Origin of the sequence: Variovorax sp. J31P207 (genome assembly GCF_030316965.1) — a bacterium.
In the GTDB taxonomy this organism is placed as follows: Bacteria; Pseudomonadota; Gammaproteobacteria; order Burkholderiales; family Burkholderiaceae_C; genus Variovorax; species Variovorax ginsengisoli_B.
Window position 1 is genome coordinate 572,812 of record NZ_JASZYN010000004.1, and the last position, 19,716, is coordinate 592,527.

Genomic DNA, 19,716 nt, shown 5'->3' on the forward strand with positions numbered 1-19,716 from the left:
TCCGATCGATTGGCGTCGCACTGAGCCTGTTCTTTTTGGTGCCGATCGCCGACAGTCGGGGGCTGAGAATAAGACCGCCACGCATGAAACTCCCCCGCCTCCTGCAAAGCCTGCTGCTTGCCGCCTGGAGCCTGGCGGCATCCGCCGCCACGCCCCCGATGCAGGTTCCCGACACCATCGCCCAGCGGGCCGCGGCCTGCATCGCCTGCCACGGCCGCGAGGGCGCCAGCGCCGACGGCTATTTCCCGCGCCTGTCGGGCAAGCCCGAGGTCTACCTGTTCAACCAGCTGCGGAGCTTTCGGGACGGCCGCCGCTTCAACACCGACATGACGCACATGGTGCAGCACCTGTCGGACGCCTACCTGCGCGAACTCGCGGCCTACTTCGCCGGGCTCGACCTGCCCTACCCGCCGACGCCGGCCGCGACCGACGCCACCCCCGCGATGCTGGCGCGCGGGCTGGCACTGGCCTTCCAGGGCGACGCGGCGCGCGGCATCCCGGCCTGCGCCCAATGCCACGGCCAGGCGCTGACCGGCGTCCTGCCGGGCATCCCCGGCCTGCTCGGCCTGCCGCGCCTTTATCTTTCGTCCCAGCTCGGCGCCTGGCTCACCAACGACCGCCACGCGCTGGCGCCCGATTGCATGGCCGAGGTCGGCAGAAAACTCACGACCGCCGACATCAATGCCGTGACCAGTTGGCTGGCGCTGCAGCCGGTGCCGGCCGACAGCCATCCGGCGGCCACCCTCCCGGGCCCCCTGCCGACCCCCTGCAGCGCGCTCGACCGATGAAGCCCGCCATGCGACGCCTCTTCATCCTGCTGGCCCTCCTCGCAAGCCTCGCCCTGCTGTGCGTGGTGGCCGTGGTGGCACTCAACACGCGCGGCGAGGATCCGCTGCCCGCCGATATGGCCGCCCCGGTCGCGCCAAGCGCGGCGCAGGTCGAGCGTGGCCGCTACCTGGCCCTGGCCGGCAACTGCGCCGGCTGCCACACGACCCGCGGCGGCGCCGCCTATGCCGGCGGCGTCGGCATCGAGACGCCGTTCGGCACGGTGTTCTCGAGCAATCTCACGCCCGACCCCCAGGCCGGCATCGGCAGCTGGAATGCCGCGCACTTCTGGCGCGCGATGCACAACGGCCGCTCGAAGGACGGGCGCCTGCTCTACCCCGCCTTCCCCTACCCGAACTTCACGCGGGTCACGCGGGAGGATTCCGACGCCCTGTTCGCCTACCTCCGAAGCGTCGCGCCCGCCCCGACGCCCAACCTGGCGCACCAGCTGCGATTCCCCTACGACACCCAGGCCGCGCTGGCGGTCTGGCGGGCGCTGTCCTTCACGCCGGGCGGCTTCGTCGCCGATCCGGCGCGGCCGGCCGAATGGAACCGCGGCGCCTACCTGGTCGAGGGCCTGGGCCATTGCATCGCCTGCCACGGCACGCGCAACGTGCTCGGCGCCACCGAAGAAAAGCTCGGCCTCTCGGGCGGGCTGATCCCGGTCGAGAACTGGTATGCGCCCTCGCTCACCTCGAAACGCGAAGCCGGCGTCGCCGACTGGGACCCGCGCGACATCGTGGCGCTGCTCAAGACCGGGACGTCGGCGCGCGGCTCGGTCATGGGGCCGATGGCCGACGTGGTCTTCCGCAGCACCCAGTACCTCGACGAAGCGGACCTGCACGCGATGGCCGTCTACCTGAAGGAGCTGCCGGCGTCGGAGGCGGCAACGGCGGGCGGCGCGCCCATCCGCCGCGACGCCCGCGTGATGGAACGCGGCGGCAAGATCTACGACCAGCGCTGCGCCTACTGCCACGGCGACGTCGGCCAGGGCGCCCTGGGCGCCTATCCCCCGCTGGCCGGCAACCGGGCCGTGCTCATGGCATCGACCGCCAACCTGATCCAGGTGGTTCGCCACGGCGGCTTCCTGCCGGCCACCGCGGGCAACCCGCGCCCCTACGGCATGCCGCCCTTCAACCAGGCGCTGGACGACGACGAGGTCGCCGCGGTGCTGACCTTCGTGCGCGGCTCGTGGGGCAACGACGCGCCGGCGGTCGGCGCGCGCGAAATGATGCGCCGCTGAGTCAGAAAGAGCACGGGGGCGGCAGCTCGCCTCTTGCTTCCGGCCTGCGCAGCTGCAGCAGGCGCCAGCGCGTGGCGCCGACCAGCCTGCCGATCGGCGCCTTGATTGCATCGACCCGCGGCGACTCGCCGGGATAGCTCGGCGTCAGCCCGAACTTGCGCAGCAGGCGGTTGACCTGGTGCAGGCGCGCCGTCCGGCGCGTGACCGAGGTGTAGAAGTTGACGCCGACCGAAATCGCCACGCCCTCCCCGGCCTCGGCCCAGCCGGGGTCGGTGCGCGTCATGTGCGGCGAGGTGCTCGGGAAGTAGACGCCGTCGCCCGGCCGGGTCTCGAACTCGTGGCTGCGCTCGGTGAATCCGTCCTTCAGGCGGACGTCGCGGGCCACGTGGGCCACGATGTAGTCCTCCACCGTCTTCGCCGGCACCACCACGCGGTCGGTGCGGTCCCAGACGTTCATCACCTTGCGTCCCCGCAGCATCAGCCAGAAATTGTTCTCCCGGTCGATGTGGAAGGGCACCACCGAAGGCGGCGCCGAGATGAAGATGAAGCCGGTGACGAGGCACATGCCGGGCTGCTCCCGGTCGATGACCGATTGCACATTGCCCAGGATGGTCTCGAGCAGGGCCTTGTAGCGCGGAATCACCTCGATGTCGTAGAGCGCGATCCATGAACCCGGCTCCTCGATGCGCCGGAACACCTCGGCGATGCTGCGCCCCTCGGGGTGCTCGGGCGCGTGCGCGAAGGCCGACGACTGCTTGATGCCCGGCCTGACGAAGCGGCACTGCTTCAGCGGCATCAGCTCCTCGGCCAACGCCTCGAGCTCGGGCAGCTGGAACAGCGGATGCTGGTGATAGGTGTGATGCAGCCTGCCCACCTTGCTGGTGGTGAAGCCGGCCGGATCGTCCACCCAGAGGCGGCAATCGGCCGTCAGGTTCGCCATCTTGTCGATTTCGCTTGCGCCCATGAGGCCCCCTCTTCGTCAAGTGGACGTCACGATACATCACGTAACTAAAACCTACTAGTTTCTTATCGGACTACGCCAAAAGGTGGATGCCAGCGCCCTCTCCGCTTGACCCTCCCATCATGGTAAGGTTGACACTCCTTTCATCCCGCGAAGGCGGCTTGTGAAGGACAGGATTTCCGAATGAACACCACCCTGGCGATGCCGGCCGCCGCGACCGGCCTGCAGGCATGGTCGCTGCCGATCGAGGGCATGAGCTGCGCATCCTGCGTGGCACGGGTCGAGAAGGCGCTGGGCGCCGTGACCGGCGTCACCGAGGCCAGCGTCAACCTGGCGACCGAGGAGGCGAGCGTGCACACCGACGGCTCGGTGGCACTCGCCAGCCTGCGTGCCGCCATCGAGAAAGCCGGTTATGGCGTCGGACAGGCGCATCTCGAGGGCGAAGCGCCGACATCCGACGATGGCGCGGCCGCGGCCGCGCCGCCACGCCGCAGCAACGAAGGCTGGCGGGTCGCCACGGCGGCGATCCTGTCGACGCCGCTGGTGCTGCCGATGGCCGGGCTGCTCTTCGGCGGCGACTGGATGCTGCCCGCCTGGATGCAGCTGGTGCTCGCGACACCGGTCCAGTTCTGGCTCGGCGCGCGCTTCTACCGTGCCGGCTGGAAGGCGCTGAAGGCCGGTGCCGGCAACATGGACCTGCTGGTGGCCCTCGGCACCAGCGCCGCCTACGGGCTCAGCGTGTACCTGCTCTTCGCCCATGCCGGCCATGGCATGCCGCCGCACCTGTACTTCGAGGCCTCGGCGGTGGTCATCACCCTGGTCCTGCTCGGCAAGTGGCTCGAGACGCGGGCCAAGCGCCAGACCACCGAGGCGATCCGCGCGCTGCACGCGCTGCGCCCCGAGCACGCCCGCGTGCGCCGCGGCGGCGTCGAGCAGGATGTCGCGCTGGCGCAAGTGCGCATCGACGACCTGGTCGTCATCCGGCCGGGCGAGCGCGTGCCGGTCGACGCCCGGGTGGTCGAAGGCCGGAGCGACGTCGACGAATCGCTGATCACGGGCGAAGGGCTGCCGGTCGCCAAGCAGGTGGACGACACCGTGACCGGCGGCTCGGTCAACGGCGAAGGGCTGCTGCTGGTGCGAACCACCGCGATCGGCGCCGAGACGACGCTGTCGCGGATCGTCCGGCTGGTCGAGTCGGCGCAAGCGAAGAAGGCGCCGATCCAGCGCCTGGTCGACCGCGTGAGCAGCGTCTTCGTGCCGGTGGTGATCGGCATCGCGCTGCTGACCTTCCTGGCCTGGGGCCTCGGCACCGGCGCGTGGGAAAGCGCCATCCTCAACGCGGTGGCGGTGCTGGTCATCGCCTGTCCTTGCGCGCTCGGGCTGGCGACGCCGACTGCGATCATGGCCGGGACCGGCGTCGCCGCCCGCCATGGCGTGCTGATCAAGGACGCCGAGGCGCTGGAAGTGGCGCACGGGGTCGGCGTCGTCGCCTTCGACAAGACCGGCACCCTGACCGAGGGCCGGCCCGAACTCGTGGCCTGCGAGGCGGTCGACGGCGATCGCGATGGCCTGCTGCGGGCCAGCGCGGCACTGCAGGCGGGCAGCGAGCATCCGCTCGCCCGCGCGGTGCTGGCGGCGGCCCGCGAGGCCGGCATCGAACCGGGGCGCGCGAACGCGGTACGCGCAGTGGCCGGGCGCGGTGTCTCGGCCGAGGTCGGCGGGCGCGAACTGCGGCTGGGCAGCGGCCGCTACATGCGCGAACTCTCGGTGCCGCTGGGAAAGCTCGGCCAGCGGGCGCAGCAGTTGCAGACCGAAGGGCGGACCGTGTCCTGGCTGGCCGACCTGAGCGACCGCCCCACCCTGGTCGGCCTGCTGGCCTTCGGCGACCAGCCCAAGGCCAGCGCCGCGGCCGCCATCGAGCGGCTGCATGCGCAAGGCATCCGCACCGCGCTGGTGTCGGGCGACAACCGCGGCAGCGCCGAGGCGGTGGCCCGGCTGCTGAAGATCGACACGGTGCGCGCCGAGGTGCTGCCGGAGGACAAGGCCGCCATCATCGGGCAGTTGAAGGCTGAAGGCACACGCGTCGCCATGGTGGGCGACGGCATCAACGACGCGCCGGCACTGGCCGCGGCCGACGTCGGCATCGCGATGTCGACCGGCACCGATGTCGCGATGCACGCCGCCGGCATCACGCTGATGCGCGGCGACCCGGCGCTGGTCAGCGATGCGATCGACATCTCGCGCCGCACCTACGCCAAGATCCGCCAGAACCTGTTCTGGGCCTTCGCCTACAACGTGGTCGGCATTCCGTTGGCGGCCTTCGGGCTGCTGAACCCGGTCATCGCCGGCGCCGCGATGGCCTTCAGCAGCGTCAGCGTGGTCGGAAACGCGCTGCTGCTGCGGCGCTGGAAAGGACAGGTCAGGTAGCCATGGAACCCTTCAACATCGGCGAGGCGGCGTCCCGCTCGGGGGTGTCGGCCAAGATGGTGCGGCACTACGAATCGCTCGGCCTGCTGCCCGACGTGGCCCGCACCGACGCCGGCTACCGGCAGTACACCGACAGCAACGTGCACACGCTGCGCTTCATCCGGCGGGCGCGCGACCTGGGCTTCAGCATGGCCGAGATCGCAGAGTTGCTGAAGCTGTGGCAGAACAAAGGCCGCGCCAGTGCCGACGTCAAGCGCATCGCGCTCGACCATGCGGCCGACCTGCACCGGCGGATCGAGGAGATGACGGCGATGAAGCGGACGCTGGAGCGCCTTGCGGACTGCTGCCATGGCGACCATCGGCCCGACTGCCCGATCCTCGACGAACTGGGCGCTAGCGGTTCTCGTAGCGATTGAGGTCGAGCACGCCCGCCTGCAGCGGCTGGTCGCGCCGGTAGCGCTCGACCAGCGCATCGCTGACGTCCCAGAAGCCGGGGTTGGTGCGCCGCACCGCGAAGCGCTCGGCGAAGGCCGCGTAGTCGGCCTCGGACTTCAGGCCGCGGATCGCCTCCGCCATGGCCGGCAGCTGCGCCGGGCTGGCGCGCAGGAACACGTTCGGATAGGCGCCGATCACGCCGGGCACCAGGGTCAATGCGTTCTCGTCGGGGCGAAGCTCCTTGCGCTCGCCGAGCAGGTGCGACACGCTCGCATGCCCGGTGTCGCGCAGCAGGCTGAAGGTGGCCGGCGCGCCGCCGGGCGCCTCGACCACCAGTGCGGCGTCCTCCGGCAGCCATTGCAGGGACGCGCCGCGCACCGCGCCGAGTTCGTGCAGCGGCGCCCGCCACGCCGGCGGCGCGCGGTCGAGTTCGAAGCCCCGGTCCAGCACCGGCGCCAGCCGCGCCTTGATCATGCCGAGCAGTTCGAGCCGGGCATCGGCGCTCTGGTAGCGGATGCCGCTGTCGAGCGCCAGCGTGGTCGACGGCCCGCCATAGACCTGCTCGCGCGTGGCCTGGCTGTCGGCGCGGTACCAGAGGTCGCGGGTCGCGATGCGCTGCGCCTGCGGCAGCAGGACCAGGAAATTGAACTCGCCCTCCATCCGCAGGAAATCCATGTAGAGGCGCGAGTTGAGCTGGTGCCCGACGTTGCCGAAGACGTCGTAGTCGGCGACCAGCAGGTAGTGGATGCGTTCGAGCAGTGGATAGCCGATGACCCAGGCGGTCTTCGGCGGCTCGCCGACCAGCCCCTTGACCACGCTGGCGCTGTCGAAGTGCCGGAACACGGTGAGCGCGGCGTTGTCGTTGCGGCCATCGCCATCCCACAGCAGGCGCAGGTCGAGGTTCTGCGGGCTGCCCAGGCTGCGGGCCAGGAACGCCGACTTGGCGCGCAGGTACTCGTTCTCGAGCCGCGCATAGTGCAGCCACGGCGTCACCACCTCTTCGGTGCTGCGGCCGGTCGGCAGCCGCAGCAGGTTGGCGTCGCGCGCGAGCAGGTCCGCCTGTGCCTGGTCGTTGCTCTCCGAGGGCGCGAGGAAGGCCACCCAGAAGCGATCCTCGATCACATCGAGCGCCATCTGGCCGCGGCACACCGGACCCTTGATGAAACCCATGATCGTGAACTCCGCCTCGTCGAGCATGAAGCGGTAGCGCGCGTTCACCGGCAGCGCGGCGAAGGTCGAAAAGGGATTGGCCGCGGTGTCGGCGCTGTAGCCCGGAAGCCGATCGACCGTGTAGGGCGCGTCGAGGAACAGCGAGCGCCAGCGGGCCATGCGCGCAGCCCCGAGCGCATAGGGCATGTGGGTCTTGGCGACGATGGTCTCGCGCTCGGGCACGAGGCGGTAGTAGACGCGCTCGACGCCCGGGTCGTCGACCGGGCGGCGGGTCGCGATCAACTGCACCGGCTCGCCCGGCGGCGTGGCCGAGCGCACCAGCTTGAAGTACTGCCGCTGCGGATCGTCGTCGAAATACAGGTGGGCGAGGAACAGGTGCTCGTAGGCGTAGCGGCTGAAAAGCCGCTCCTTCAGCGAATCGCCGTTCAAGAAGCGCTCCCACATCGCGATCCGCTGCCGAGCCAGCGGCGGCAGCGCCGGCGCGCCCTCGAAGGGTGCGCCGCGCTCGATCCAGCGGGTCAGCACGCCGAGCTCGGACGGGCTCAGTCCCGGCAGGCCGAAGGGCATGCCGCCGAGCGGCGTCTTGCGCTCGTAGTCGCCGATCTCGGCGCCCGCCGGGCACATCGCGGCGCGGTCGATCGAGAAATCGAGCCCGCCGCCCACCGTGCCGCGGGTCGGCAGCGGGTGTTTTTCCTTCAGCATCAGCAGGCGGTGCATCAGGCCCGCCGTGCGATTGACCTCGGGCGTGGGCGTGTGCTCGTTGAGCACCGGGAAAAAGCCCAGATCGCGCCACTCGGAAGGCTGCTGCGCATCGACGAAGAGCCGCGTCGGCTGCGCCGCCAAGAGGCGCGAGGCGTCATACACCGGGGTCTTGCTGGCACCGCGCGCCAGCCCCTCCCAGGCCGTCGCCTTGAGCTGGCAGGGGCCGTCGTAGCAGGCATGGCAGACCACGCAGCGGCGGTCGAGGATCGGCTGCACGGTCTGCGCATAGGACTCGCCGGGCAGCGGGGCCAGCGGGTGGTCGAAGCGCGTCGGGTCGGCCGGCCCGTAGAGTTCGTCGAAGCGCTGGAGGGCGATGGTCGTGCAGGCGGCGAGCAGGACGACCAGGATCAGGGACGCGACACGACGCATGCGTTGGCCTTCGGCTTCGATGGTGGATCACGCAATGTACCCGCCACCCCTGCTGCTTGGGCGGCGCTAGGGTTCGCGGGCCTCGATCCATCGCCGCCACTGCGCCGCGGCGGCGCTGCGCGCGGCGGCGTCGGGGTCGGTCGGGTCGAAGGCGCCGAGCGAGCGCCAGAGCAGGCCCCATTCATCGACGCCGGGCAGCATGGGGACCACCGCCTGCAGCACCGCGAAGGCGCGCTGGCGGGTCAGCGGCGCTGGCGCATCCAGCAGCGGGGCGATCACCGGCAGCGCATCGGCGCCGCGCGCCATCAGCACGTAGGTGGCGAGCGTGTGCGGGGTCCGCAGTTCGTCGGGATGGTCGTCGAAGGTCCGGGCCAGCGCGTCGAGCGAATCGGGCGTACCGATCGCGGCCAGCGCCTGGGCGGCGCGACCGCGCACCAGCGGATCGCTATCGGCCAGCGCGGCGCGCAGGGCGTCGGCGCCCCGCGGGTCGGCGATCTCGGCGAGGCCCTGCGCCGCCTTCTCGCGCACCCGGGCATCGCCGCTTCGAAGCGCGTCGAGCAGCACCGCCGTCGACGCCCGGCCGGCGACCACCAGCGTGGCGAGCGCACGAGCGCGATCGGTCGGGTCGGGCGCATCGAGCCCCCCGAGATCGCCAGCCGCCGCGCTCATGGCCTGCTCGACGGCGCGCGGGGCGCCGCACTGTGGTCCCATCCATGTCTCATCGCCTGGGCTCCTTCGAACGGCATCATCCGCCTGACGGCGCGCCGCAACAACGGCGCGCCGTCGAATTTTCCCGCGCATCGCCGGTGTCCGCGCTCGGGGGTAAATTGCGCTGTTCGCGCAAAACCTTGCGCACGCAACCAGAAAGGCAGATCCGGATGACCCGACCCCACCCGATCGCGGCCTGGACCGCCGGCGCCCTCCTGTCGCTGGCGGCGAGCCTGCATGCCGAACCCGCGCACTGGCGCGGCGACCTGGTCTACTTCGCGGATGCCGCCCTGTTCACCGATTGCGCCAGCGGCCAGCGCTGGCCGCTGGCGATGACGGCGGACGCGGCCGCTCTGCAGCGCAGCTACCTCGCATGGCGCCCGGAGCCCGCGGCCCCGCTGCTGGTCAATTTCGACGGCCGGCTCGAGGTCCGAGAAGCCATGGAAGGACCGGCGCGCGAGCAGATGGTGGTCGAGCGCTTCCGCTCGGTCGAGCCGGGGTACACCTGCGCCAAGCTGGCGGTGCCGACCGAGTGAGCCGCCGCGTCACCCTGTCATTGTTTCTATCGAGCGAACACTGCTGTTCTCTTTGTGCCGTTTCAGCGCCTATTGTCAGTCGCACAATCGATGCCTACAGAGGCAGCAATGAACACGACATGGAACTTCATCTTGGCCGGGGCAGTGACCCTGGCATCGGCGGCAGGCATCGTCAGCGGTGAGGCCGCCAAAGGCGAGCTTCGCCTGGTCGAGGCCGTGACCGCCGTGGCGGACGCCACGGCGCCGACCACGCCGACCGGCGGCACGACCTCGCTCGCCTCCGCGCAATAGGCAGCGGCCGACGGGGCGCCGAGATCGGCCCCTACTCGACCCTGCCGATCCGCTGGACGACCTTGGCCATCGACTGCGCGTCCCGGGTCACGAAGGGCTCGAATTCGGGCGCATCGAGGTACTGAAAGTAGGTCCCGGCGGCTTGCAGCGACTGCGCCGCACGCGCATCGCCGGCAGCGAACTTCGCCGCCTCCCGCAGCCTGGCCACCACGGCATCCGGCGTCGACGCGGGAACGAACACACCCGTCCATTGCGAGTAGCTCACCGGCACCCCCAGCTCCTTGAGGCTGGGTACGTCGGGCAGTGTCGGGATGCGCCCTTCGCCCCACTGCGCCAACGGACGGAGCTTGCCGGCCTGGATGTGGGCCGCCACCGTCGACGGCCCTGTCGCCACCGCATCCACCTGCCCGCCGAGCAGCGCCACCACCGCCGGACCGGCGCCGGTGTAGGGGATGTGCAGCATGGAGGTCTGGGTGGCGGCCTTCATCTGCTCGACCGGCACATGCATGGTGCCGTAGTTGCCGGACGAGCCGAAGGTGTAGCCGCCCGGTTTCTGCCGCAGGGCGGCCGTGAATTGCTTGAAGTCCTTCCAGGGGCTGTCGGCCTGGACCACCAGCACCACCGGGTCCGCAGTAAAGCGCGCCACCGGCCGCAACTGCGACAGCTCGAACATCGGCCGCCGCTGGAGGATGGCGTCGGCCTCGGGCAGCACCACGATCGAGGACAGGGCCATCAGCACGGTGTAGCCGTCGGGCCTGGCCTTGGCGACCTGCGCCATGCCGATGCCGCCGCCCGCGCCGGCCTTGTTCTCGATCACGATCGGCTGCTTCAGGTAACGCCCCATGGCTTCCGCCACCGGCCGCGCCGCGATGTCGGCGGCGCCACCAGGCGGAAAGGGCACGATCATCGTGATCGGTTTGGCGGGATAGGCGTCCTGGGCGCCGGCCGGCGCGGCCGCCAGCAGTGCCGCCGCCGCCAGGGCGAGCAGCCCCCAGGGCGTTTTGCAATCGGTCATCGGTTGTCTCCGTTCTTCTTGGAATCCGCCACTCAGCGGGTGCGCACGCGGTTGTTCAGCTCACCCAGTCCGCTGACCGCCACCCGCACCAGGTCGCCGTCCTGCAGGAACTTGGGCGGCGTGTGGCCGATACCCACCCCGACCGGCGTGCCGGTGGCGATGATGTCGCCCGGCAGCAGCGTCATCGCCTTCGACAAGGTCGCGATCAAGGTCGGGACGTCGAAGATCAGGTCGGTCAGCACGCCGGTCTGGCGCAGTTCGCCGTTCACCCAGGTGCGGACTTCGAGCGATTCGACCGGCGATTCGTCCGCGGTCGAGATCCATGGCCCCAGGGGGCAGAAGGTGTCGAGCGACTTGCCCAGGAACCATTGCGCATGGTTCTTCTGCAGGTCGCGCGCCGTCACGTCGTTGAGGGCGATGAAGCCGAAGACCTTGCCGAGCGCATCGGCCGGCGCGACGTTGCGGCACTCGGCGCCGATCACGACGCCGATCTCGCCCTCGTAGTCGACCGACGCCGTGTGGGCCGGGTCGAAGCGGATGTCGTCGGTCGGGCCGGCCAGCGAGGTGGTCGCCTTGGTGAAGATCTGCGGAAAGGCCGGCACGGCGGCGGCGCCGCTGTTGGTGGCGTTGAAGCCGCTCTTGTCGAACTCGGCCGCATGCTCGGTGTAGTTCTTGCCGACCGCGAAGATGTTGCGCACCGGCACCGAGATCGGCGCCAGAAAGCCGACTTCCGAGAACGAGGCCTCGCCCTCCTTGAGCGCGTCGAGTTCGCTCGCCGTGATGCGGCGCTCGATCACGGCCTGGACCGGATTCGGGTGGTTCGACAAGCTGCCGCCGATGAACGCGACCTGGCGGTTCGCCTCGTCGACCACCACCATCCGCACCCGACCCTGATGGGAAACACGTCCGATTTTCATGACACTCCAATTGGTTCAGTGAGTCGACCCAATTCGACTCGATTGGTTGATTTTAGAACCAAATTGGTCTTACATTTCGACGAGATTCATTGATAAGACACTCAAATAATTGGGCGTAATTGGTATGATTTCGCCGATTCAAGGGAACAACGATGGACCACGCGGCGGTATTGAGGGACGCAATCCTGGGCAAGCTCAAGTCCGGCGAATGGCGCCAGGGGCACCGGATCGACACCGAGCGCCAGCTCAGCGAATCATTCGGGATCGGCCGCTCGACCGTGCGCCGCGTGCTGGCGCAGCTCAAGGCGGCGGGGCTCATCACCCAGACCGTCGGCAGCGGCACCTACGTCAGCGAAGACTTCGCGCCGGACAGCCTGGGCCACGGTTCGCCCCTTGAAGCGGCCGCGACCCTGGCGAACGCTTCGGGTTCGGTCAGCCCCGCCGAACTCATGGAGGCCCGGCTCGCCATCGAGCCGAGCATCGTCGAGATGATCATCCGCAACGCCTCCCAGAGCGACTTCGCGAAGATGACGCATTGCTGCGACATGGCGGAGGCCGCGGACAGCATGGAAGCGTTCGAGCTCTGGGACGGTCAACTGCACGAAACCATCGCACTGGCCGCCCACAACTCGCTCGTCACCCACATCTTCCAGCTGATCAACCAGGCGCGCGCCCAGGACGACTGGGGTGCGCTCAAGCGCCACAGCCTGACGCCGGAGCGGCGCCGCTCCTACCAGGTCGAACACCGCCAGCTGGTCGGTGCGCTGACCGACCGCGACCTGGCGCGGGCCGTGGCCTGCACCCGGGACCACCTGCTGCACGTGCGCCGCAACCTGCTGGGTTCGTAGCGCCCGACCGCAGGATCACAGCCGATTGCTACCACCGGCAGCCTGACCTTCCCAACAATGGCGTCTCCAGAATCCCTGATGGAGACAAACGATGACGCGCAAGATCCTCATGCTCTGCGGCGACTACGCCGAGGACTACGAAACCATGGTGCCGTTCCAGGCGCTGCAGGCGGTGGGCCACACGGTGCACGCCGTCGCGCCCGACAAGAAGGCCGGCGACTGGGTCCACACCGCGATCCACGACTTCGAGGGCGCCCAGACCTACAGCGAGAAGCCGGGCCACCGCTTCACGCTCAATGCGAATTTCTCGGACGTCCGGCCCGAGGCCTACGACGCCCTGGTGATCCCCGGCGGCCGCGCCCCCGAATACCTGCGCCTGAACGCCCGCGTGGTCGAGATCGCGCGGCACTTCCTGGCCACCGACAAGCCAGTGGCTTCGGTCTGCCACGGCGCCCAGCTGCTGGCGGTCACCGGACTGCTGAAGGGCCGCAAGGTCTCGGCCTATCCGGCCTGCCAGCCCGAGGTCGAACTCGCCGGTGCCGAGTACATGAACATCCCGGTCGACCAGGCCGTGACCGATCGCAACCTGGTCAGCGCGCCCGCCTGGCCCGCGCATCCGGCCTGGATCGCCCAGTTCCTTCGGGTGCTCGGCACCCGCATCGAGGGCTGAGGGCACTACAGTCGATACCCGCACCACCAGGAGATGGCCATGTGCGAAGTGTTCATCAGCGCCGACCCGCAAAGCTACGACAGCCGCACCCGCTCGATCCGCCTGCACGGCGTGGTCACCAGCATCCGGCTCGAGAACCTGTTCTGGCAGGTGCTCGAGGAGATCGCCGGGCGCGACGGCATGGGCGTGGTGCAGCTGATCGAGAAGCTCTACGACGAGCTGGTCGCCGCGCGCGGCGAAGTCGGCAACTTCGCGTCCTTCCTGCGGGTCTGCGCGCTTCGTTATGAAGCGCTGCTGGCCCAGGGCCGGATCCCGGCCGACACCGGGGTGGCGATCGCCTCGCTGGATGCGCGGGCGGTGCTGCATGCGCTGCCGCGCGGCTGGGGCCGGCCGGTCCGGGTCGGGGCCGCGATCTGACCCGCGCCCGGCGTCCCCCTAGTTGACCACCACCGACAGCGTGGTTCCGGCCGGCACGCGCACCGTCTCGGTGTAGGTGCCCTTGACGTTGGGGCGCGCCACCGGAAAGCTGCCCGTCTTGCGCAACCAGTCCGGCACCGCCTGCGGCAGGGCCCGCTTGTCGCGGCCGAGGCTCGACGGGTCGATCGCCGGCAGGCTGAAGCCGCCTTCGCTGCGAGCCGGCATGCTGTACTCGGCCAGGCCCGCGCCGAGCGGAATGACACCGGCCGCGGTGGCCGAGAACCGGCGCAGTTCCTGCCCCGTGCCCGAGTCCGGACGCTTCGACTTGATGGCGGCCTCGAGGATGGCGGTCGAGTCCTCGATGCCCGTGCTGTTGAGCAGCGACTTGTAGAAGTCGAGGCCCAGCTGGCGATTCAGGAAACCGCCGAACGAGCCGGTCAGCGCATAGCTCTCGCAGTTGGCGCCCATCGGCGTCCACTCGGACAGCATGCAGTTGTAGCTGCCGGCGCCGTTGTAGGCCAGGTAGTACGGAAAGCGCGAGTCGCGAATCGCGTTGTGGCTGGGGTCGATATTGAAGCTGGCCCAATCCTCCATCATCAGTGCCGACATTTCTTCCAGCCAGGTGGCGAAGGCGTATTTCGAACCCATCTTCACGCTGCGGCGATAGAAGTTCTGCATGTGCATGCCCTCGTGTGCCATCGTCGTCGCGATCTGCTTCACGCCGGCTTCACCGTCGAGATAGAGCGACTCGGTATCGAGGTAGAGGCTCAGCGATTCATTGCTCCAGGTCCGGTCGCCGGCGTCCTTCTTGAAGTTGTTCATGCCCCAGAAATAGCCGATGGTGCCGTAGGGCTTGCCGTTGCCGTCGAAGTTGACCAGGAAGATGTCCACCGGCTGGCCGCTGCCCGCGATCAGCTCGCCATAGGGATGCTCCCCCCACAGCGGACCACCGGTGCGCACCAGCAGGTCGTAGATGCCGCCCGGCGCGGCGAACTTGTCTTCCATGCGCTGGGCCAGCTCGGCCGTGATGCGCGACGAGCTCAGTTCGCTGACCTCGACCCAGAGGTTGACCATGGTGCCGTCGCTCGCGCTGCGCTGGGTCACCAGCTTCACGGTTCGCTGCGAATGGTCGTACAGGTAGATCAGGCGCTGGTCGGCGACGGCAAAGGGCGGGGAAGCCGCCACCGACTTCGACAGCGCCATCGAGTCCTTCGACGGCGCACCGAGCAGCTTGTCGAAGCCGGCCCGATTGAACTCGCCGATCGCCATGTTCTGCGCTTCGGCGCCATCGTCAGCCTGCACGACCGCCTTGCTGGCCACGCTGCTGCGTTCGCTGTTCGATCGCACGACCAGGCCGCTCATCGACTGGTCGGCCGCACTCTCGTTGGTCAGCACCAGCGTCACGGTCTGGCCGTCGAGGCCCGAAATCGACACCGGCACGTCCGCCGAGACCTGCGACTTGTTGACGCCTTGCCAGATGCTGGTCCCCGAACCTGAAAAGGTGGCGACTTCCACTTGGCTGCAGGAACTGCAGGAGGTCGAAACCGGTGCGCCATCCGCGGGCTTCGCGGGCGGCGCGGCCGCGACCGGCATCGCGATGCCGCCACCGCCCCCGCCACCGCCACCACCGCAGGCGGACAGGGACATGGCGACCGCCAGCATGGCGGCCGCGCTCCACGGCGATTCCGCCCGTGATCTGCAGCGCATCTTCTACTCCTCGTTGCACGGTTCTGCGAGGAGGAACGCTTCCACCCCGCACAGCCCGAGGACCGGACGCCACGTCGGCGCTCGATATCCAGGGTTGCAACTGGATATCGACCGTCGAACGGAAAACTACAGTGAGGAGGACTTCTTATTTGCGCCGGCGTTGGTTCACGCGGCGTGGCCAGGCAGGAAGAGCAAAGGAATGGGCTGACCCCTTCGGGTCAGATCTTCATGAACGCGGAGATACGCTGGCCGACGATCTGGGCGCGGCTGCGTGCGGCGGCCGCCCGGCGCTGCTCCGCCAACGATTCGAGCGCCTGGGCGACGGTGTCCGCCCGACCCTCGTCCTGGCCTGAGCGGCTGCGCCAGTTCTTGGCGACCTCGCTCAACTCCTCGGCACTCAAGGGCTCCGGCGGATCTTCCACCGTTCGGGCGGAACGCGGCGCGGGCGCCCCCCGGGTGGCCCGGAGAATGCCCAGCAGTCCCTTGGTGGACCATTGCAATTGGGATGAGCGGGTGGAGTGCATGTAAGGCATTATGACTAATAACACTTTTGGTTACAAGCCCCTCTACTTGGACTCCATGCGCCTTCTCCTCATTCCCCCTGGAAATGCGCCTTTTTTCCGCTGTCAGGGTGGCTTTGCAGCGTCTGTGGGAGCGGTCGCGCCCTTGGTCGGCAGCCGCCAGAGCCAGGCTGCGACCGCCGCGCAGCACGCCGCCGGTACCCAGCACCAGGCCGGCGGCAACTGGATACCGGCCACCACCGAGCCGACGGCCATCATCGCGGTGGCCAACTGCTTGGCGCGCAGCGGCACCGCGCGGTGCGCGCGCCAGTCCTCGATCCAGGGCCCGAAGCGCGGATGCCCGAGCAACCAGCGCTCGCAGCGCGCACTGCCGCGCGAAAAGCAGAAGGCCGCGAGCAGGACGAAGGGAACGGTTGGCAGCAGCGGCAGGAAGATGCCGATGAAACCGACCGCCAGGCTCAGCCAGCCGGCGGCCAGCCAGAGCAGCTTCAGCAGCCGTCCGGACTCGCCCCGGGAGTGGCCCAGCGGCCCGTCCTCGCTGTCCTGCCTGCCCTCTTTCACCCGCACCTCCGGCCATTGATCGAAGCCCGAGCTTAACCCCAAGCCGACTCTGCTATAATCCGCCCTCCCCGAAATGCCCTGGCCTCTTTCGGTTGCCTGCGCAGGCAAGCCGCATCTCACGCCGGCGCGTCGAAGCCACCACGACGAGAAAAACTACAGGTGACTTCCGCAAGTGAACATTTGCCGTAACGTGGGCCGCGTAAGTGCCCACGGCCACATTCCTGAAAGCCCGCCTCGAGCGGGCTTTTTTCATGGCGCGAGGTGCCCACGGTCAGCACCCATTTCGCTGCCCCCCAAGACTATTCAGCCTTGGCGCCAGTGGCCTTGACCGCCGCTCCCCATTTGCCGGACTCGGCGGCGATCCAGTCACGGAACTGCTCCGGCGTGCTCGCCACCACTTCGAACTCCATGTCGCGCAGGCGGGACGTGATGTCCGGCGATTTCAGAATCTTCACCAGCTCGCGGTGATAGCGCTCGATGATCGGTTTGGGCGTTGCAGCCGGCGCGAGCAGGCCGACCCAGCCGGTCGCTTCCATGGTCGGATAGCCGAGTTCGATGAGCGTCGGAACGGCAGGTGCGCTCGGGAACCGCTTGTCACCGGTGGTGGCAAGAAGCTTCAACCTACCCTGGGCCACGAACTGCTGGACGTTCCCCGGCACCATGAACGCGATGTGCACATTGCCGCCGAGCAGATCGGTGATCGCCGGCGTCGCACCCTTGTACGGCACATGCGTGACCTTGATGTTCGCGGCGGCCTTGAACATTTCCATCGTCAGGTGCGATGCGCTGCCCATCGAGACCGAGGCATAGGAGTACCTGGCCGGATTCGCCTTGGCCATGGCGATGAACTCCTTCGCGGTGCTGAAGTCCGCCGCCGGACCCGCTACGAGATACTGGGGTGACTTCACCGCGAGGGTGATCGGCGCCAGATCCTTCTGAGGATCGAAAGGCATGTTGTCGAACAACGACTTGTTGATCGCCAACGGTCCGTTGTAGCCGACCAGAAGCGTGTGCCCGTCAGGCGGCGCCTTGGCGACGAAGTCGGCGCCGATATTGCCGCCTGCACCTGGCTTGTTCTCGACCACCACAGGCTGGCCCAGGGCCTCCTGCAGCTTCGGCGCGAGGAGGCGCGCCAACGCATCGTTGGTGCTGCCGACGATCGGCACCACGATCTTGATGGGCCTGGTCGGGGCCCACTCCTCGGCACCTACGCTCGATGCGAGGGTGGATCCCAGCAGAAGTCCCATTGCCATTGCGGCTGCGTTCCGTCTGGTCATGACAGTGTCCCCGGCCATTATTCGGACTGGATGTTCGCGGCCTTCGCGACCTGCCCCCAGCGGGCGATGTCGGTTGCGATGCGCCTGGACAGCGCGGCGGCATCGGCGTCGCCCGGATCCATGCCGAGCGCATGCATCTTCTCGATCATGTCCTTGTCTTTCAGGATCTCGCCGACCGCGCTGCGCAGCTTGCCGAGCACCGGCGCGGGCGTGCCCTTGGGCGCCATCAACGCGGTCCAGATCGGCGCGTCGTAGCCCGGGTAGCCCAGTTCGGCGATGGTGGGCACATCGGGCAGCGCGGCGGAGCGCTTGGCCGTGGTCACCGCCAGTGCCTTGAGCTTGCCGCCCTTGACCTGCTGGATCACCGCGGGGCTGTCGAGCACACCCGTCTGGATCTCGCCGCCAAGCACGCCGGAGACCACTGGACCGGAGCCGCGGTAGAGGATGTGATTGAACTTCACGCCCGAGACGGCGGAGATCGTCTCCGCCACGAGCACGAACGAAGTCGTCGGCGTGCCGTTGTCCAGCTTGCCGTCCTTCGTCGTCCTGGAGAACGCCACGAGGTTGGCAAAGTTCTTCACGGGCAGCGAAGACGAAACCGTCACGACGAGCGGGAACGAGCCCAGCAGCGCGATCGGCTCGTAGTCCTTCACCGGGTCGTACGGCAGGTTCTTCATCAGGATCGGATTGGTGGTCAGTCCGCCGCTGGACGACACGAGCAGCGTGTAGCCGTCGGGCTGCGCCTTGGCGACGAAGTCGTTGCCGATCGCGGAGTTCGCGCCGGCCTTGTTCTCCACGATGAAGGTCTGCTTCAGCTTGTCCTGCAGCTTGGCAGCCAGCAGGCGCGCGAGGATGTCGTTGGTGCCGCCGGGCGCGAATCCGACAACGATCTTGACGGGCTTGTCAGGGTAGTCCTGCGCAGAAGCGTGCTGGGGCGCGAACGAGATGAGGGTGGCGGCGAAGGCGGCGCTGAGTGCGCGCAGGGCGAACCTGCGCGAGCGGGCCGATGGCGTGTGCATGGGCGGTGTCTCCGTGATCGGTCGGTGGGTTCGACGTGGCTGCGATCCGAGTCCACACCTCGGATCACGAGTCCATTTTATGGACAACCTTTGATCCGCGTCAAATTTTGATCATTGAGTCCGTCTGGCGGACAATCCAGCGATCCGCCGATCGAGCCTACTTGGCAGGCATGTCGGCGCTTCCGTAGCCCAGCATCGCCGAAAGATTCTTCGACTCTTCCTGGAGCAGCTTGGCGATGTGCTTCAGCCGCGGAGCATCCAGCCGGACTTCCGGACCGAATACACCGAGCGAGCCGGCCACCGCGGCATGCCGGTCGAAGAAGGGCACCGCCACCGCCACGGCACCGGGAATGAGTTCGCTGTGACTGCTCGCATAGCCACGCTTGCGTGTCTGCGCGAGTTCGTTCTGCAACTCCTTCACGTTGATGTTGGTGCCTTGCGCGAAGGCGCGCAGTTCGTCATCGCTCGATCCCATGTACGCGAGGATCGCGCGCCCGGTGGCGCCACGGACGATGCGCTCGGTGTAGCCCACGCCCCGCTTGAAGTTCAGCGGCTGCGGGCTCGGCAACTCGGCGACGCACAGGCGCAGTTCGCGTTGCGGCAGGAACATGGCGACCGTCTCGTTCGTCGTCTGCCAGATGCGGCGCAGCACCGGTTCGGCTAGCGCCGCGAGATCGAGGCTCGATGTCCACACATGGGCCAGCCTCGCCACGGCAGGCCCGAGGCGGAACCGCTGCGGCTCGCCGACCGACACGAGGAAGCCGTTTTCTTCCAGGGTGTAGAGCAGCCGGTAGAGCGTCGGGCGCGAAAGGTCCACGCGCTTGAGCAGCTCGGACGGCGTCAGTTCGAAATCCTGCGGCGTGAAGGCCAGCAGGATCTCCAGCGCGCGACCGACGGCGCGCACGTTGTCGTTTTTCTCTGTGGTTGCCAAGGGAACGTCTCCAAAAGCTTGCAAAGGGTCGAGGCCCGATTGTCCACTACACGGACAGGTTGACTCAAATCAATTGAAGTCCATAGAATGGATTCATGGTCCACTC

20 protein-coding genes are annotated in these 19,716 nt (G+C 68.5%); 9 read left to right on the top strand and 11 right to left on the bottom strand.

The features are described 5' to 3' along the window. Positions 1–83: 83 nt before the first annotated feature. Both QTI68_RS17340 and QTI68_RS17345 read left to right on the top strand, forming a co-directional pair. A complete protein-coding gene (locus QTI68_RS17340; RefSeq protein WP_286523025.1) occupies positions 84–788 on the top strand; it encodes a c-type cytochrome in 705 nt (234 codons plus the stop codon). 8 nt (positions 789–796) lie between these two features. Next, complete coding sequence (locus tag QTI68_RS17345; protein ID WP_286523027.1) at positions 797–2,068, top strand: c-type cytochrome; 1,272 nt, start codon at positions 797–799, stop codon at positions 2,066–2,068. A gap of 1 nt (position 2,069) precedes the next feature. Here QTI68_RS17345 and QTI68_RS17350 read toward each other — a convergent pair whose 3' ends face one another. Further along, on the bottom strand, positions 2,070–3,032 hold the full coding sequence (locus tag QTI68_RS17350; RefSeq protein ID WP_286523028.1) for a cupin domain-containing protein: 963 nt from the start codon (positions 3,030–3,032) through the stop codon (positions 2,070–2,072). A 180-nt stretch (positions 3,033–3,212) separates the two neighbouring features. Between QTI68_RS17350 and QTI68_RS17355 the strand changes: the two genes are divergently transcribed. After that, positions 3,213–5,456, top strand: a complete 2,244-nt coding sequence (locus QTI68_RS17355) for a heavy metal translocating P-type ATPase (protein WP_286523030.1) — start codon at positions 3,213–3,215, stop codon at positions 5,454–5,456. 2 nt (positions 5,457–5,458) lie between these two features. Then, entirely contained in the window at positions 5,459–5,872 is a 414-nt protein-coding gene (gene cueR / locus QTI68_RS17360) for a Cu(I)-responsive transcriptional regulator (protein ID WP_286523031.1), read from the top strand. On the opposite strand, the gene QTI68_RS17365 is transcribed toward cueR, so the two are convergent. Beyond that, on the bottom strand, positions 5,850–8,192 hold the full coding sequence (locus QTI68_RS17365) for a fatty acid cis/trans isomerase (RefSeq protein ID WP_286523032.1): 2,343 nt from the start codon (positions 8,190–8,192) through the stop codon (positions 5,850–5,852). The genes cueR and QTI68_RS17365 overlap by 23 nt on opposite strands. A gap of 66 nt (positions 8,193–8,258) precedes the next feature. Further along, a complete protein-coding gene (locus tag QTI68_RS17370; protein WP_286523033.1) occupies positions 8,259–8,903 on the bottom strand; it encodes a HEAT repeat domain-containing protein in 645 nt (214 codons plus the stop codon). A 167-nt stretch (positions 8,904–9,070) separates the two neighbouring features. Between QTI68_RS17370 and QTI68_RS17375 the strand changes: the two genes are divergently transcribed. Both QTI68_RS17375 and QTI68_RS17380 read left to right on the top strand, forming a co-directional pair. After that, positions 9,071–9,436 carry a hypothetical protein gene (locus QTI68_RS17375; protein ID WP_286523035.1) on the top strand — a complete coding sequence of 122 codons (366 nt, stop codon included), beginning with the start codon at positions 9,071–9,073 and terminating at the stop codon, positions 9,434–9,436. A 108-nt stretch (positions 9,437–9,544) separates the two neighbouring features. Next, positions 9,545–9,727, top strand: coding sequence for a hypothetical protein (locus QTI68_RS17380; protein WP_286523037.1), 183 nt, complete (start codon positions 9,545–9,547; stop codon positions 9,725–9,727). Between the two features lie 31 nt (positions 9,728–9,758). Here the strand turns inward: QTI68_RS17380 and QTI68_RS17385 are convergent, their stop codons facing one another. Next, positions 9,759–10,742 carry a tripartite tricarboxylate transporter substrate binding protein gene (locus QTI68_RS17385; protein ID WP_286523039.1) on the bottom strand — a complete coding sequence of 328 codons (984 nt, stop codon included), beginning with the start codon at positions 10,740–10,742 and terminating at the stop codon, positions 9,759–9,761. A gap of 32 nt (positions 10,743–10,774) precedes the next feature. Further along, positions 10,775–11,659 carry a fumarylacetoacetate hydrolase family protein gene (locus QTI68_RS17390; RefSeq protein ID WP_286523040.1) on the bottom strand — a complete coding sequence of 295 codons (885 nt, stop codon included), beginning with the start codon at positions 11,657–11,659 and terminating at the stop codon, positions 10,775–10,777. 152 nt (positions 11,660–11,811) lie between these two features. On the opposite strand from QTI68_RS17390, the gene QTI68_RS17395 reads away from it, so the two are divergent. From QTI68_RS17395 to QTI68_RS17405, 3 genes are all read left to right on the top strand, one after another. Further along, entirely contained in the window at positions 11,812–12,507 is a 696-nt protein-coding gene (locus QTI68_RS17395; RefSeq protein WP_286523041.1) for a FadR/GntR family transcriptional regulator, read from the top strand. 91 nt (positions 12,508–12,598) lie between these two features. Beyond that, positions 12,599–13,177 carry a DJ-1/PfpI family protein gene (locus QTI68_RS17400; protein WP_286523043.1) on the top strand — a complete coding sequence of 193 codons (579 nt, stop codon included), beginning with the start codon at positions 12,599–12,601 and terminating at the stop codon, positions 13,175–13,177. A 39-nt stretch (positions 13,178–13,216) separates the two neighbouring features. Beyond that, on the top strand, positions 13,217–13,594 hold the full coding sequence (locus tag QTI68_RS17405; RefSeq protein WP_286523044.1) for a ribbon-helix-helix domain-containing protein: 378 nt from the start codon (positions 13,217–13,219) through the stop codon (positions 13,592–13,594). An 18-nt stretch (positions 13,595–13,612) separates the two neighbouring features. Here QTI68_RS17405 and QTI68_RS17410 read toward each other — a convergent pair whose 3' ends face one another. The 6 genes from QTI68_RS17410 to QTI68_RS17435 all read right to left on the bottom strand — a co-directional run bounded on the left by QTI68_RS17410 (position 13,613) and on the right by QTI68_RS17435 (position 19,610). After that, a complete protein-coding gene (locus QTI68_RS17410) occupies positions 13,613–15,301 on the bottom strand; it encodes a M30 family zinc metallopeptidase (RefSeq protein ID WP_286523046.1) in 1,689 nt (562 codons plus the stop codon). Between the two features lie 218 nt (positions 15,302–15,519). Continuing rightward, positions 15,520–15,825, bottom strand: a complete 306-nt coding sequence (locus tag QTI68_RS17415; protein ID WP_286523048.1) for a hypothetical protein — start codon at positions 15,823–15,825, stop codon at positions 15,520–15,522. Between the two features lie 102 nt (positions 15,826–15,927). Beyond that, positions 15,928–16,383, bottom strand: a complete 456-nt coding sequence (locus QTI68_RS17420; protein ID WP_503011710.1) for a YbaN family protein — start codon at positions 16,381–16,383, stop codon at positions 15,928–15,930. A 299-nt stretch (positions 16,384–16,682) separates the two neighbouring features. After that, positions 16,683–17,660 (bottom strand): Bug family tripartite tricarboxylate transporter substrate binding protein, encoded by a 978-nt coding sequence (locus tag QTI68_RS17425; RefSeq protein WP_286523049.1) that lies wholly within the window; start codon positions 17,658–17,660, stop codon positions 16,683–16,685. Between the two features lie 17 nt (positions 17,661–17,677). Then, positions 17,678–18,679: a Bug family tripartite tricarboxylate transporter substrate binding protein gene (locus QTI68_RS17430; protein ID WP_286523050.1), complete on the bottom strand. Its 1,002-nt coding sequence runs from the start codon at positions 18,677–18,679 to the stop codon at positions 17,678–17,680. 157 nt (positions 18,680–18,836) lie between these two features. Then, the gene (locus QTI68_RS17435) at positions 18,837–19,610 is read right to left on the bottom strand and encodes an IclR family transcriptional regulator (protein ID WP_286523051.1); all 774 of its coding nucleotides are present in this window, start codon (positions 19,608–19,610) and stop codon (positions 18,837–18,839) included. Positions 19,611–19,716: the final 106 nt, after the last annotated feature.